Origin of the sequence: Neobacillus sp. PS3-40, assembly GCF_030915485.1 — a bacterium.
Lineage (GTDB): Bacteria > Bacillota > Bacilli > Bacillales > Cytobacillaceae > JAUZPL01.
In genome coordinates, this window is record NZ_CP133266.1 from 1,080,333 (window position 1) to 1,095,595 (window position 15,263).

General features: G+C 36.3%; 15 protein-coding genes and 1 pseudogene. 3 read left to right on the plus strand and 13 right to left on the minus strand.

What is annotated here, in order from left to right; translation table 11 throughout:
• Positions 1 to 9: 9 nt before the first annotated feature.
• The 5 genes from hemW to gpr all read right to left on the minus strand — a co-directional run bounded on the left by hemW (position 10) and on the right by gpr (position 6,183).
• Positions 10 to 1,155, minus strand: a complete 1,146-nt coding sequence (gene hemW / locus RCG20_RS05525) for a radical SAM family heme chaperone HemW (protein ID WP_308183239.1) — start codon at positions 1,153 to 1,155, stop codon at positions 10 to 12.
• A 90-nt stretch (positions 1,156 to 1,245) separates the two neighbouring features.
• The gene (lepA, locus tag RCG20_RS05530; RefSeq protein ID WP_308183240.1) at positions 1,246 to 3,081 is read right to left on the minus strand and encodes a translation elongation factor 4; all 1,836 of its coding nucleotides are present in this window, start codon (positions 3,079 to 3,081) and stop codon (positions 1,246 to 1,248) included.
• A 241-nt stretch (positions 3,082 to 3,322) separates the two neighbouring features.
• A complete protein-coding gene (locus tag RCG20_RS05535) occupies positions 3,323 to 3,649 on the minus strand; it encodes a DUF3679 domain-containing protein (protein ID WP_308183242.1) in 327 nt (108 codons plus the stop codon).
• 18 nt (positions 3,650 to 3,667) lie between these two features.
• The gene (gene spoIIP / locus RCG20_RS05540) at positions 3,668 to 4,876 is read right to left on the minus strand and encodes a stage II sporulation protein P (RefSeq protein WP_308183243.1); all 1,209 of its coding nucleotides are present in this window, start codon (positions 4,874 to 4,876) and stop codon (positions 3,668 to 3,670) included.
• Positions 4,877 to 5,058: 182 nt separating this feature from the next.
• A complete protein-coding gene (gene gpr / locus RCG20_RS05545) occupies positions 5,059 to 6,183 on the minus strand; it encodes a GPR endopeptidase (protein ID WP_308183244.1) in 1,125 nt (374 codons plus the stop codon).
• Positions 6,184 to 6,390: 207 nt separating this feature from the next.
• Here gpr and rpsT point away from each other — a divergent pair, with 207 nt between their 5' ends.
• Entirely contained in the window at positions 6,391 to 6,651 is a 261-nt protein-coding gene (gene rpsT, locus RCG20_RS05550; RefSeq protein WP_308183245.1) for a 30S ribosomal protein S20, read from the plus strand.
• 79 nt (positions 6,652 to 6,730) lie between these two features.
• Here the strand turns inward: rpsT and holA are convergent, their stop codons facing one another.
• Positions 6,731 to 7,747, minus strand: coding sequence for a DNA polymerase III subunit delta (holA, locus tag RCG20_RS05555; protein ID WP_308183246.1), 1,017 nt, complete (start codon positions 7,745 to 7,747; stop codon positions 6,731 to 6,733).
• 302 nt (positions 7,748 to 8,049) lie between these two features.
• On the opposite strand from holA, the gene RCG20_RS05560 reads away from it, so the two are divergent.
• Positions 8,050 to 8,181 carry a YqzM family protein gene (locus tag RCG20_RS05560; RefSeq protein ID WP_308183247.1) on the plus strand — a complete coding sequence of 44 codons (132 nt, stop codon included), beginning with the start codon at positions 8,050 to 8,052 and terminating at the stop codon, positions 8,179 to 8,181.
• A 98-nt stretch (positions 8,182 to 8,279) separates the two neighbouring features.
• On the opposite strand, the gene RCG20_RS05565 is transcribed toward RCG20_RS05560, so the two are convergent.
• The 3 genes and pseudogenes from RCG20_RS05565 to RCG20_RS05575 form a co-directional block, all read right to left on the minus strand.
• Positions 8,280 to 10,607, minus strand: a complete 2,328-nt coding sequence (locus RCG20_RS05565) for a DNA internalization-related competence protein ComEC/Rec2 (protein WP_308183248.1) — start codon at positions 10,605 to 10,607, stop codon at positions 8,280 to 8,282.
• A 107-nt stretch (positions 10,608 to 10,714) separates the two neighbouring features.
• Positions 10,715 to 11,161: pseudogene (locus RCG20_RS05570) on the minus strand (ComE operon protein 2); the annotation flags it as partial.
• Positions 11,162 to 11,329: 168 nt separating this feature from the next.
• Entirely contained in the window at positions 11,330 to 11,989 is a 660-nt protein-coding gene (locus tag RCG20_RS05575; protein ID WP_308183250.1) for a helix-hairpin-helix domain-containing protein, read from the minus strand.
• Between the two features lie 86 nt (positions 11,990 to 12,075).
• Here RCG20_RS05575 and comER point away from each other — a divergent pair, with 86 nt between their 5' ends.
• The gene (gene comER, locus RCG20_RS05580; protein WP_308183251.1) at positions 12,076 to 12,900 is read left to right on the plus strand and encodes a late competence protein ComER; all 825 of its coding nucleotides are present in this window, start codon (positions 12,076 to 12,078) and stop codon (positions 12,898 to 12,900) included.
• A 127-nt stretch (positions 12,901 to 13,027) separates the two neighbouring features.
• Here the strand turns inward: comER and RCG20_RS05585 are convergent, their stop codons facing one another.
• Genes RCG20_RS05585 through RCG20_RS05600 form a run of 4 tightly spaced genes read right to left on the minus strand, consistent with a single transcriptional unit; the run spans position 13,028 to position 15,253 of the window.
• Positions 13,028 to 13,771, minus strand: a complete 744-nt coding sequence (locus tag RCG20_RS05585; protein WP_308183252.1) for a class I SAM-dependent DNA methyltransferase — start codon at positions 13,769 to 13,771, stop codon at positions 13,028 to 13,030.
• Positions 13,768 to 14,124, minus strand: coding sequence for a ribosome silencing factor (gene rsfS, locus RCG20_RS05590; RefSeq protein WP_308183253.1), 357 nt, complete (start codon positions 14,122 to 14,124; stop codon positions 13,768 to 13,770). The genes RCG20_RS05585 and rsfS overlap by 4 nt, the downstream gene beginning before the upstream one ends.
• Before the next feature lie 3 nt (positions 14,125 to 14,127).
• Complete coding sequence (gene yqeK, locus RCG20_RS05595; protein ID WP_308183254.1) at positions 14,128 to 14,694, minus strand: bis(5'-nucleosyl)-tetraphosphatase (symmetrical) YqeK; 567 nt, start codon at positions 14,692 to 14,694, stop codon at positions 14,128 to 14,130.
• A complete protein-coding gene (locus tag RCG20_RS05600; RefSeq protein ID WP_308183255.1) occupies positions 14,684 to 15,253 on the minus strand; it encodes a nicotinate-nucleotide adenylyltransferase in 570 nt (189 codons plus the stop codon). The genes yqeK and RCG20_RS05600 overlap by 11 nt, the downstream gene beginning before the upstream one ends.
• Positions 15,254 to 15,263: the final 10 nt, after the last annotated feature.

Sequence of the window (15,263 nt, forward strand, 5' to 3'; positions counted from 1 at the left end):
AGGTGCGTGTCAATCATTACACACTCCTAAAAATGATTGAAATACTTCATTTCCCAATAATCTTCCTTGTTTTGTTAAAAATATTTTTTTATCAGTATTCCCCAACCACTTTTTGCGGATCAAGTCGTCTATCTCTTTTTTGAATAATTCGTTTGGATCCCTGCCAAATTTGCGAATAAATTCAGGAATAGAAACTCCCTCCGTCTTCCGCAATCCTAAAAACATTTCTTCTTCCATTTGTTCTGTTTTTGTAACAACATGTTCTTCTAAAATAGGTAGCTGTCCATTTTCAATCGTATTGATATATTTATTTAATGGTCCAATATTCGAACGCCTATTGCCATTGATATAACTATGTGCGCCTGCTCCGAACCCATAATAAAAATCATTGTTCCAGTAGACAAGGTTGTGCTTGGACTCATAGCCAGGTTTTGCAAAATTACTTATTTCATATTGTTTATATCCTTGATTCTCCATAGACACCATTAAAAGCTCATACATCGCAGCCTCAATATCTTCCCCTGGAGTGGGCAGTTTACCTTTTTTCAGCAGGTTATAAAAGACAGTTTTTGGTTCAATGATCAGTGAATACCCAGAATAATGTGGAATTTCAAGTGAAAAGGCTTTTGTCAATGTATCCTCAAAATCAGCTAAAGTTTGACCAGGTAAACTGAAAATCAAATCTACACTAATATTAGTAAATCCTATCTTTTTAATATTCTCAATTGAAGTAAACACATCCTTCACTCGGTGTGCCCTTCCAATTTTTTTTAAAAGTTCATCATTAAATGTTTGCACCCCAAGACTAATTCTATTTACACCTGCTTCTTTTAATATGTGTAATTTTTCTTTCGTTAGATCTCCTGGGTTTGCCTCGAAGGTGAATTCAAAACCATCTTTTATTGGCAAATATTTAGTAATACTTTCACATAGTTTGGAAAGCTGTTTTTCATTTAAGGCAGTTGGAGTACCTCCGCCGATAAAAATAGTTTGTAATTGATCTGTTGGATAATGGATGAGGGTTAATTCCATTTCTTTTTCAAGTGCTAGTAGATATTCCTCCACAGGTTGGCCTTGTAGATAAAATTTATTAAAATCACAATAATGGCAAATATGTTCACAAAACGGGATATGAATATATGCAGCATGAATCATACTTTACACCTCTATTTTAGTTAGAAAAGGGGCTTAAAAAAGAGGCTAGCGTCACCTGCCAAACAGGGATGTCTAACCTCCTCTTACCTTTTATTTTTTTGGTTTTGTATCGTCCATTTTTAAAACAGCCATAAATGCTTCCTGTGGTACTTCCACATTTCCAACCTGTTTCATACGTTTTTTACCTTCTTTTTGCTTTTCTAAAAGTTTACGTTTACGGGAAATATCTCCACCATAACATTTAGCTAAAACGTTTTTACGCATTGCCTTAATAGATGAACGAGCAACAATCTTTTGGCCAATTGCAGCTTGAATCGGTACTTCAAATTGCTGTCTCGGGATCAATACTTTAAGTTTTTCAACTATCACTTTTCCTCGTTCATAGGCAAAATCATTATGAACAATAAAGCTTAGTGCATCAACCTTTTCTGCATTTAGCAATATATCCATTTTGACCAACTTAGAGGCCTTGTATCCAATTAATTCATAGTCGAAGGAAGCATACCCTTTTGTGCTTGATTTTAATTGGTCGAAGAAGTCGTAAACGATCTCTGCCAAAGGGATCTCGTAAACAATCGTTACCCGATTTTCACTAACATACTGCATGTCTATAAAGTTCCCACGTTTTTGCTGACAAATTTCCATAATAGCCCCAACATAATCATTCGGTGCCATCATGGTTGCTTTCACATATGGCTCTTCAATACGTTCTATTTTTTGTGGATCAGGCATATCAGAAGGATTATCAACTCTAATAGAAGATCCATCTGTCATAATCACATTGTAGATTACACTTGGAGCAGTTGTAATCAAGTCGATATTAAATTCGCGTTCAATTCGTTCTTGAACTATTTCCATATGAAGTAGTCCAAGGAACCCGCAGCGGAAACCAAATCCTAAAGCTTGGGATGTTTCCGGCTCAAATTGAAGCGCCGCATCATTCAATTGCAGTTTATCCAAGGCATCACGCAAATCATTAAATTTAGATGTGTCAATTGGATAAATCCCACAATAAACCATCGGGTTTAACTTTCGATAACCAGGTAGCGGTTCAGTTGCACCATTTCTTGCATTTGTGATTGTGTCACCCACACGTGTGTCGCCCACGTTTTTAATTGATGCAGATAAGAAACCAACATCACCTACAAACAATTCATCACATTGGACAGCTTTCGGTGTAAAAACACCAACTTCATTTACTTCAAATTCTTTACCCGTAGCCATCATCTTGACCTTATCTCCAACTTTAACGGAGCCATCAACCACCCGAATATATGCTACAACACCACGGTAGGCATCATACAACGAATCAAAAATAAGCGCCTTAAGCGGTGCCTCTGGATCCCCTGTCGGAGCAGGAACTGCAACGACTACTTGTTCAAGGATATCCTCAATTCCAATACCAGCCTTGGCAGAAGCGAGTACTGCCCCAGACGCATCCAGACCAATAACCTCTTCAATTTCGTTTCGAACCCTTTCCGGTTCTGCACTTGGCAAATCAATTTTATTTATAACAGGCATAATTTCAAGATCATTATCTAAAGCAAGATACACATTTGCTAATGTTTGCGCTTCTATTCCCTGTGCAGCATCAACAACGAGGATTGCTCCTTCACAGGCTGCAAGACTACGGGAGACTTCATAAGTAAAGTCGACATGTCCTGGTGTATCAATTAAATGGAAGATGTATTCTTCCCCATCTTTTGCTTTGTATTTTAATTGGACCGCATTTAACTTGATCGTAATTCCACGTTCACGTTCAAGATCCATTGAATCTAATAACTGATCTTTCATTTCGCGCGAAGTTAAGGCATTCGTTTTCTCCAATATCCGGTCAGCCAAGGTAGATTTCCCATGGTCAATATGAGCAATAATGGAAAAATTTCTTATCTTTGATTGTCTTTTTAACTGTTCATCTCTGTTCATGTCGTTCACTCCTACTATACTCGCCCATATACACTATTTTTGATTATATCAGCACGTCTTATAAGATTCAATCAAAAGAAAAGCGAAAGCACCTTGGGCAGCCCCGACGAGCGCTGAAATAACTGAAAATGAAGTCGGTCTTTGACATCATCTGGTGGCCTGAAGCGACTAAGGGGGGCTAGGTGCTTGAGCTAGGCAATCGAAAAAGCGGCCCATATTAGGTAACCGCTTCACAAAAGATTCAATTTGCTATCGAATTTAGTATCTTTTCAGATGTTTTTGAAATTCCATCGGACATTTTTTTACCTGCTGTGGAAAATATATTAAACGCGTTCATTTTTTCAAGCTTTTTCTTTTTTGCCTGTAAGTCATGGCTCGACACATCATTCCCGAACAAAGAAATATTCGTTTTATGATTCATGTCTGTTAAAGAGGTCGTATTTTCAAACTCAGGATCATCGTAGCCTCTCAACTTATGAATACCATCATTCGCTAATTGCATGCCTGCTAAAACAGAAATAAACATAACAGCCGCAATCATTAAACTTTTAAGCATAAATAATTTCATAAAAAAGCTCCTATTTTATTATTGATTATTTGCAGGCTGATTTTCATCTTGATTGACTTTTTCTGCCTGCCAGTAGAACTCACTAAAGACATCTGCTAACGCGTCAGCAGAGCGATCTAGCTCTTCAAATGTATTATCGACTCCACCAAATTCAATCAAGATTGCATTTGAAGATAACTGCTGGTTATATACTCCATTATCTCCAATATCTCGCTTTATAAAAATCCCTCTGCTGAGACTATTTCCAAATTTCTTTTTAAGCAAATTATTTATATCTGTAGCTAATTTTAGGTTTTTTTCGTAGTTTGGATTTTTACCGCCAATTACAAACGCTAATTTTGCATATGATTTACCATCAATCGTAACCGTTGTTTGTGCTTTTCGGCGTGAATCCCTGTGAATATCGATAAAATATTGTAAATCCCTGTTTGTTGTCATTGCTGTTTGAACTACTTTACTAGATTCTTGATATGCCTGTGGCATTTTCAACCCTTTTCTTGTTAAAGCACCCATTACATCCGTTTTATCAACTGTTGCCCCAATTCCATTTTCCAAGAGTCTGCTTTTTATTTCATCTCCAACTTTAGTCACATTATATTGGGAATGGTAGGCAAGATTCGGATCTGTAACCCCTTTTAAATTTGGCAAATATGACTCACGGTTATGAGTGAAATATAGATAGACAACTTTATGGCTTCCTGTGGTTTGTCCGTTTTTTGGCGGCAAAACATCCCCTGTTGGCGGTTTAAGCTCCTGTAAATTTTGTAATGATGCTTCCCGTTCAGCCTTCATAATTTCAGCAGGTGGTGCTGATTCAACCGGCATATTTGTATAGTTTGTCCCTTCCCCAGCAACAACAATTTGTCCATCAAATTGATAAAACCCCGGTAATTCCCTTCCTAAAAGGCTCCTTGGATCATTTAAATTAATATTTGTCGAGAGCTTGAATATTAAATTAGTGAGCTTTGGACTTGCCGTCATCCCTTTTCCAATCTGTAAAAAATGGTGATTTTCCCAGCCCATGATCTGGTATAGTAATTTTCCATCCACATTTGTTGCCGCTTGGTTCACTGAGGATGATATTGGTCGATATTCTGGCTTTAACGAGGTTAATAATCCGCTAATCGAAAAGACCATTAACATAAATAGCAAAAATAATGAAGCAACTTTTAGTAAGCTTGTCCCTTGGACAATTACAAACATACCTGGATTCTTAGTGTTTTTCATGGTTCCACCTCGCAAACAATTCTAGTAAATCATATGACTTTACTAGAATTGATAGAACCATTTATTTTGGTAATGGGGCTGAGCGAAGCAAAGTGAATCAGCCAATTCAATATATAGTAAATAACACTATACATTTCACTATGATTTCGGTGATTATCTACTCCGCTCACCATAACTGTTAGTTATCTTGTATAATAACCAGTATTTCCTTGGTCAACCGCACTATGAAGGGATGCATTCAAACCGTTTGCAATTAAATTAGCCATGTCTTCAATAAACACATCGACTTCTTTTGGAGTTACCATCAGGTTATGACCTAATGGGGAAAGGACTTCATAAATTAATTTTCTTTTTTCGTCATCTGGCAGTGTTCCAATCATGCCAAGAAATGTTTTTCTATGCTTTTCTTCAGGCATATCTTCATCTGTTAATTTCTTCCGTTCACCAAATGACATTCCAGCTGGGGCCAATGCTCGTGAAGGTCGATTTCCTTCCTTTAGTTCTTTACCAAAGTGTTTTAATATTAAGTCGATTGAATCACTTGTTATTGAGACAGCATCTACTACAGTTGGAACACCAATTGCAATAACGGGGATTCCAAGTGTTTCCTTGCTTAATTCTTTTCTTTTATTACCAACGCCTGAACCTGGATGAATACCAGTATCAGAAATTTGGATAGTTGAATTAACCCTTTCTATTGACCTTGAAGCCAAAGCATCAATAGCAAGAACAAAATCCGGCTTTGTTTTTTCAACGATTCCAAAAATAATGTCACTTGTCTCGATTCCTGTTAATCCCATAACCCCAGGGGCAAGAGCACTAACAGACCGGTAACCTTCCTCAACATTTTCCGGCTGTAACTCAAACAAATGACGTGTAATCAGCAAGTTTTCACAGACCATTGGACCGAGAGCATCTGGGGTCACATTCCAATTCCCAAGCCCCACAACAAGACAAGAATCGCTCTTCTTTATCCCAGTCCCTTCTAAGAAGTGAGAAAACTCAATGGCAAATACCTCTTCAACCTTTTGTTGAAGCTTTGAATCTTGCTGTCTGATTCCCTGAACCTCCATTGTTAAATAACGCCCTGGCTTTTTCCCTAATTGTTTTTCACCTTCACCTGTAATTTCTACTAAGGAAATTTTAATATCGTCAACCTCTTTTTCCTTAATAATGACCCCTTCAATTTGGGAAAGGTTTTCTCCATGCTCAACAGTACCCTCTCGCTCAGCTAAAACCATCTCTCTTGCTTCAATAGCTAAATCCGTTCTAATAGAGTACTTACTTAAATCCACTGTATCCTTCATGTTCGCGACACTCCATTCTTAGCTAGAAACTATTTCCTATTTTTCCCCCTTTTCGATAAAAAAATTCGGATTGGCTATCAACCATAAAAGTAAACAAGTATTGCATTCTGGCCCTTCATTTGATAAAATATCATTTGTTCTGAAATTTGTTTATGAATGTTTTGCCCGAGTTCATATAGTCTCGATTCTTTTTAGGAGGTGAACGGAATGCCCAACATTAAATCTGCTATTAAACGCGTAAAAACAAGCGAATCACATAATTCTCAAAATACAACTGTGAAATCTGCAATGCGTACTGCTGTAAGAAAAGTAGAAGCTGCGATTACAACTAATGACAGTGCAGCTGCAAAAGAAGTTTTAGCATCTGCTGCTAGTAAATTAGACAAAGCTGCATCAAAAGGTCTTATCCATAAAAATGCTGCTGCTCGTAAGAAATCTCGCCTAACTAAAAAAGCAAACGCACTATAATAAAAAAACGATTCCTTTGGAATCGTTTTTTTTATATCTTTTTGTTTTTATGCCTAAAAGGCGTGTTTTTTATCCCATCTTATCGTTTTAAGCGGAACAATATCATTTCGATGAGCAAAGACTTATCCATACCTCCAGTTTTCATCTGATAATCTGCATCGGCTAACATATTCATTAGATCTGTTAATTCTTCATCTGTAAATTTACTTGTTTGTCCAGCTGCCAATTTTACCCGAAATGGATGGACTTTTAAGTATGATGCGATTTGCTGCTGACCATATCCTCTTCTTGCAAGTTCTTTTACCTGATAAATTAACCGGAATTGCCCTGCAAGTAAAGCCAATATCTTGATTGGTTCTTCATTTTGCTTTAAAAGATCATAATAAATTCTAAGAGCTTCATCCAATTTTCTTTGAACAACCTTTTCTATTAGGGTAAAAATATTTTGTTCAAGTGACTTTGATACTAATTTTTCAACCAATGCCACATCAATTTTCCCCTCACCCTTTGCATAAAGAGCTAATTTATCAACTTCACTCGTTAACAGGAACATATTTGTTCCTGCCAAAATAAGCATTCGCTCAACAGCAGCAGCATCCATTTCAAGCCCATTCAATTTTGCTCTTTCTTTTACCCATCCCTTTAATTCTTGTTCGGTAAGCTTTTTTGCCTCAATCGTAACCGCCTTACGTTTTAACTCCTTCGTGATTTTTTTTCGTTCATCTAGTTTTTCATATGGGGCAGAAAAAACTATGACTGAATAAGGAGCAGGTTCATTTAAATAAGATTCCAATCTCGCTAAATTATGTTCAACTTTTTCTTTTGTTTTTTCCGCTGTCAAAAACGGAGGATTATGTAAAAAAATCACTTTTTTTTCACCCATAAACGGAAAAGTTTCTGCATCCTCTAAGGCCACCTCAATAGGCGTCTCTTCTAAGTCATATGTAGCAAAATTAAAATCCATTTCTTCATCATTTAAAATATGAGAAAGAAGCAACTGCTTTGTTTCGTTGATAAGAAAGGATTCTGTTCCAAATAATAAGTATATAGGAGCAATTTTTTTTTGTTTGATTTGTTTCCATATCTCCATGTCCATTTGTCCAACGCTCCCTTTAATTTCACTCGCATATAACTATCGTAATGAAGCTTGGAGATTTTGACAAGACCCAATAGAAATTGACGCTTTATTTCAAAGCGTCAATTTCGTATCTATAGTGAACGTTAATAATATAGGCCCAGGATCCTATATATATCAACGGAATAACGTAATAACTATAGTTTGGCTTTCAGGGGATAAACTATTTGTGTTAACTCTTGTCATAATAGGAAGAAATCAAAGGAATGGTAGATTTTTTCGGACAAATACCTTATACTGAAATGGATTAGGAGGGGTAGACTGTGAATGAATTTGAACAAAATGTCCAAAGTAAACGTAATGATGCACTAGATTCTGGAATGGGCTTTTTCATGTCATTTGGCTTTTTTGCCGTCATGTTTATTATTGCTACAGTCATTAAGCTAATTGGATAATTGGATCCTAGTAGAAAAGCTATATACTTGCTTTTTGGAGACTGCCCTGTGCAGTCTTTTTGCTTTTGATTGATGTATTCTTCTGTTCTTGCTTTATGTTATGGCAGGAAGGTTGAAAAGGTTCCTTCTCCTTGGTAAAATTTATAGGTTATTGCCCCCTTATTGTCAGTACGATAAATAGTGGAGTGAATCTGCTTCAACCCTTGTAATACTTCTTGATTAGGATGTCCATAGCGGTTTTTTTCACCAACGGAAAGAAGTGAAATTTTTGGTTTGCACTGGTTTAGAAACGCCTGTGAACTGGATGTTTTACTGCCATGATGCCCCACCTTTAATACATCAAAAGACAATTTTGGATATTTTTTGATAATCTCTTCCTCACCCACTTGATCCAAGTCGCCCCCAAAAAACCAGGTAAGTCCTCCTATGCCTGCGAAAAGACCAATAGATCCCCTATTTCTTACACCAACAAAATTTTTCTCTGGGGAAAGAATTTGAAAGAAGCTATTACTATTTTCCCAATAGTACCCATCACTCACTTTTACAATTTGAATCTTTTTCATCTTTGCTTCCTTTTCGATTGCCATTTCAGTTTCCGATGGATCAGCGATTGATGGCATTACTATTTGCTTAACCTTAAGCTCCTTTATAAGTGAGAATGCCCCACCAATGTGATCCATATCGCCATGAGTAAGAATTAATTTATCAATCTTCGTTATCCCTTTTCCTTTCAAATAGGGGACAACAACATCTTTACCTACTTCAAACGGCCTTGCCTTCATCCGCCATTGTGACTCACTAAATTGCAAGCTACCCCCCGTATCGATTAAATAATTCCCTTTTCCATAGGGGAGATGTATAAGTATGCTATCCCCTTGCCCCACATCAATCATGGTTACTTCGCCGACAGGGTCAATCCTATTCCATCCTTGTTGGAATGTAAAAAGGAAGCTGCCTAAACACAACAGGAGGACTTGCTTTGCTGTAAAATGCTCTGTTTCCCATATAAAAAAGATAGCAATGATAACAACTGCATATAATATAAGGAAAAACCAACTTGGTTTGCCAGGAACAATTTCAGCAAATGAAAAATGAGAAATGTTATTAACAAGGAGGGAAGAAGATTGAATCACTTTTACAAAAAAATTCATAATCCAAATAGGAAGTGTTCCAAACAATAATTGAAACAGAAAAAGGAGGTATAAACCAGGTAATAGTATAAAGGAAAAAAGCGGAATATAAATCAAATTAGCAACGATGCTGATCATTGAAGCTCCATAAAAATGAAAGAGTAAAAAAGGAAGTGCAGAAATTTGTGAAATTACTGAGATAACGATCATTTTTGAAAGGCTGTTTTGATACCTTTGAAGGATTGATGGGGCAGATAAAATAATGGCAAAACTTACCGAAAAAGAAAGCTGAAAGCCCACATCAAATAAAACAAGAGGATCAAAAAACAGAAAAATTGAAAATGCTAAGCTGATGGCGTCAAGAGGATTTAGTTTTAAAACAATTTTCCACTTCATCGTTGCCATGACGAGAAAGATCATTAAGACAGCACGTATTACAGATGGAGATCCACCTGTCAAAATAGCATAGACCGGAAGAATCATTAAAATGAAATTTATCATAAATTCCCTTGTTGCCCCCACTCGGAGCCCCATATAATACAACATTCCAATTAAGAGGGAAACATGAAGGCCAGAAATAGCAAGCAAATGAATAATGCCTACCCTTTGATAATCTGAAAGCACCTCAGGATCCATCAAGCTTCGATCACCAAATAGTAATGCGGATGATAATGCAGCGACTTCAGGGGGGAAGTTACGATGAAGATACTTGATTCCTTGGAAACGAATCTGCTTCAGAAAGAGGATAAAATTCTCCTTTTCTTTGATGCAAGTAGTAAAGGGATTTCCCTTACTTTCTACTATCCAAAATACTCCATTCCTATTTAAGTATTCCCGGTAGTTAAAGGCGTTCTCATTTTTTGCTATTTGAGGTTTTTTTAACGGCCCTTCCAATTTACATAGATGCCCAAAAAAATTCTTATTTTCAAACCCTGTTTTTTCTGTTTCAGAATGAATTTGATATCGAACAATAATTTTTTCGTTAAACCGAATATCATACCCAATAAATTGAAGCAGATCCCCATCAATCTTTGTCTCATAATTGTAACTGAGAAAAAAATTCGTTTCTGTTTCTTGGATTTTTGTTTTGTTTGTGTTCATTTTGAATTGTGTGGAAACATTGAAAAGGAGGAATACCACAATGAGGAAAACGATCTTTGAGGGTGAAAATCGTTTTACTTTACGTAAAATTAAAAGATAAATAAGTGTTAAAAATCCAAATAAAAGAAATGATTGAATCGAACAAAGAACTCCCATTAAAGAAGCCAAAGAAAAATAAACAATTTTTCCATTCATAAAATTCCCCCTTAAGGGTAAGCTTGCCATACTTCTAAACAAACGCAAAAATAATCCGGCGTTTGTTTAGAAGAGTAGCTAATTCTTTACTATTGCTGACTAATTTTACGGAAATCAATTACCTGTTCTTCTAATCTTACTTGTTCTACTTTAACGTTTGCTTGCTCAAAAAGCTCAATCGCATAAGGATGATTTTTATAATCCTCTGCATAATAAACACTTTTAATCCCAGCTTGAATAATTGCCTTACAGCATTGAAGACAAGGAAAATGCGTAACATAGATTTCTGCTTCTGCTGATGGAACGCCAAATTTCGAACACTGCAAGAGTGCATTCATTTCGGCATGGATAGTTCGGACACAATGATGATCGATCACATAACAGCCCTTATCGATACAATGGTCACTACCCGCAATGGATCCATTATACCCCCCTGCAATAATTCTTTTATCCCTAACAATCGTTGCACCAACGGAAAGCCTCGTGCATGTACTTCTTAAAGCAAGCAAATGGCTTTGAGCCATAAAATATTGATCCCAAGAAATCCGATTCACACTCAACACTCCTTATATTTTAGACAAAGTTAAACAATTCTGTTGATTTTCGGTACACTTTACACTGCATACATGAGCCAAATAGTATAATTTAACAAAGTCATTCTTAAAGATATTGTCCTTCTATAAGTGTACTTTCCAAAGCCAAACACGGTCAATTAAAACTTATTATTGAACAATAATTGAATCCTTTAGTTTTTCAAATATTTTGTCGCCAATACCGCTGATTTTTTTCAAATCATCAATTGATTGGAAGGGCCCGTTTTCATTCCGATACGAAATAATCGCAGTTGCCTTAGAAGGACCTATACCTGGAAGGTTTTGTAGCTCGCTTTCATCGGCCCTATTTAAATTAATTTTATTCGTAGTAGAGCCACTACTACTTGCAGATGCAGTTTGAACTGGGGAACCCGTAAGCACAGGTGGATTGTTATTTATTTGACCTTTCAAAGGAATAGTAATAACCATTTCATCTTGAACATGTGCTGCAAAATTAATTTGACTTTCATCCGCCTTATCAGTTAACCCACCTGCTCGATTAATAACATCAATCACACGTTCCCCTTGGTTTGATTGGTACACTCCAGGTTTCTTTATTTGACCCTTAATATCGACCATTATTGTTACTACTGGTATTGGTTGTGATTTAGGTTGGGACTCGATCTTTTTAGTTTGGTCTACATTTGATTGAACATTTTTTTCTAATTTTTTGATCGTTTGATTCGAAGAATGATTCGACTGATTGTTTAGGAAGTAATAACCCAAACCTACTAAAATAATAACCGTGACCACCATATAAACTTTGTATTTTACAAACAAATCCTCCAACGTTAATCATCCTTTCTTAAGGTATAATTCACTTGTGGTGTTCATATTGTTAGTAAAGAAACTTTCTAGTGAGGGAAGGCGGAACTATGAAAATTGGTATCATAGGAACGGGGAATATGGGAAGAATTTTGGTGGAGGCTTTCATTGAGGGAAAAGCTATCTCCCCTTCTTCAATGATGATTACAAATAGGACAAAATCAAAAGCGTTACAGCTTAAAGATAAATATGAAGATTTACAGGTTGGGGATGATCCACAAGAGGTCGCTTCACAATCAGATTTACTATTTATGTGTGTAAAACCTCTAGATGTATTGCCCATTTTAAATAAGATAATCCCTTATTTAAATACGGAGAAATGCCTTATTTCTATTACAAGCCCTATTAGTACTGACCAAATAGAAAAAGTGGTTCCTTGTTCTGTTGTTAGGGTGATTCCAAGTATTACAAATCGGGCTTTAGCTGGCGTTTCACTACTTACATTCGGGGAAAATTGTGATAATTTCTGGAAAACAGAGGTGGAACAGCTATTTTCAAAAATATCCGTTCCGGTTCAAATAGAAGAAAAAATAACTAGGGTTTCGTCAGATATTGTGAGTTGTGGGCCTGCATTTTTCACCTACCTACTTCAAGAATTTATTAATGCAGCTGTAAAGGAAACAGGAATAGAGAAAGTGGTGGCAACAAAATTAGCAAGTGAGATGATTATTGGATTAGGAGAATTAATCAAACAAGGTCATTACACATTGCCAGCACTTCAGCAAAAGGTTTGTGTAAAAGGTGGTATTACGGGCGAGGGAATAGAAGTGTTAGAGAGCGAACTTGGAGAAGTTTTCACAGATTTATTTAAAGCAACCCAGAACAAATTTAAAGAAGATCTGGAAAAAGTACATATCCAGTTCACTAAGCAATAAGTTCGCTTCCAATTAGGTAAATTCCTTCTTTTTTTCCATACTAAAAAACCATCTTTTTATAAGATGGTTTTTTAGTCATATCAGCATTTATAACGTTGAACTTTGAAGCCATCTGTTCAAGGTTTCTTTATTTTCTAGCGATAAAAAAAATCCGCTCTGACTCTGGATTAGGCGCTTTCGTTTCAAAATCAGCATTGATCTCCAGAATCTCGAAACCCGCTTCTACTAGCCAGTTAGAATACTGTTCGATAGAAAATGTTCGTTGTTGGTGAAGTTCATCGAAACGATCATATTTTCCACTTTGCTCATCCAATACAAAAAAGCTAAGCTCATGTTCAACACTGTTTGGAAATTCACCTGGAAAGCTATTCCAAATATAAGCCAAATGATCTTCATTCATCGTAAAAGTTTGATCCATAAAAATTTGATTTATTTTATAAACCGAGTGCACATCAAAAATGAAAATAGCATCTTTTTTCAAATGCTGAAAGGTCTTGGAAAACGTCTGAATGACTGTTTCCTCTGATGAAAGATAATTTAGGGAATCACAAAAAATTCCAATTACATCAAATTGCCCAAGCCCTTCTAATTCAGCCATATTTTGAAGATAAAAAGGAACCTTTAGTCCATGATTCAAGGCTTTCGTCTGGGCAACTGTAAGCATATCAGAAGAAAGATCAACACCCGTTACTTGAAAGCCTTCGATTGCAAACCGAACAGAAAGTTCCCCAGTTCCACAAGCCAAATCAAGTAGGGAGCTACCTTCAATTTCATACTTTTTCAGTTTTTCTTTTACAAAGCTAACCCACTGCTCATATGGAGCATCTCGCATTAATTCATCGTATAGATAGGCAAATCTTTCGTAACTCATGGATTTAAAACACTACGAAGGTCTTCTAAAGGAGCATCTCCCCATAAACGTTCGAGGTTGTAATAAGTCCTTTCGTCGCGATGGAAAACATGTGCAACCACATCCCCCATATCAATTAACACCCATTTCGCCTCGTCAAAGCCTTCAATTCTTTTTACATCAACTTCATTTTCCTGTGCTTTATCTTTCATTTCTTTAGCAATTGCCTGTACTTGTTTATCAGAGTTTCCGTGACAAATAATAAAGTAATCGGCAATTGCCGATATTCCCTTCATGTTTAAAGCAATTATATCCTCGGCACGTTTATCATCAGCAGCTTTTACAGCTATTTTCAATAACTCTTCATTATTCATTAATCAATTCTCCTCTTTTTTTACGAGATCATTATAAGTATGAAAAGTAGCCGGATAGATAGGCTGATCCTTTTTCATTAGAAACATAATGGTATTTTGAATCGCTTTTATTAAAGCTTTTTCTAAATCATTTTTTGCAAGTTCTCTTACTTCATCTACCCCAGGAAAATGACGGCCTGGTTCGATATAATCAGCAAGATAGATGACCTTTTCAAGCTTTGACATTCCAAGCCGTCCAGAAGTATGAAACCGAATCGCGTTTAAAATTTCTATATCCGTAATTCCAGCTTCTTTTTCCACCAGAAAAGCCCCAACAGGAGCATGCCATAATTCGCTATTATACATAAGTAAATCAGCAGGCATTCCTTGCGCTATAATTATCCCGCGCATCTCTTCCTTTGGGCGGAACTTTGCGTAATCATGGAAAATAGCTGCAAGCTCAGCCTTTTTTTCGTCTACACCATAAAGATTAGCAAGGGATATAGCCGTTTCCATTACACCTAATGTATGAAGATAGCGATGTTCCGTTAGTTGTTTTTTTACAAGTTTTAAGGCTACATCACGATCCATATAGGCGGCTCTCCTTTATATAATTAATAATCAATTCTGGGAGCAAATAACGAACCGTTTTTCCATTTTTTAATCGTTCTCGAATCATACTTGAGGAAACCTCCATCGTGGGTACATCAACAAAAAGGATAGGATAATTCGTTATATGGCTATATGATGGTCTATCAACACCAACAAACTGAACTAGCCCAATTAATTCATCTATTTTATACCACTTTGGCAAGTATTCAATCATATCCGCACCAATAATAAAGTAAAACTGATATTCATGATATTTTGATTTCAAAATTCTCATAGTTTCGACTGTAAAAGATGGACCTGTTCGTTCAAGTTCAATTGGTTCGACTTTAAACTGCTTATTACTACTCACAGCTAGTTCAAGCATTTGAAGACGTTCCTCATCTTTAATCGATTTCGACTTTTTCTTATGTGGTGGCTCTTGGTTTGGCATAAACCAAATTTCATCAAGCATAAGCGAAGAAAGTACCTCATTTGCGATTAAGAGATGGCCATGATGTGGAGGGTCAAATGTTCCACCCAAAATTCCAACTTTCTTCATGGTTATCCTC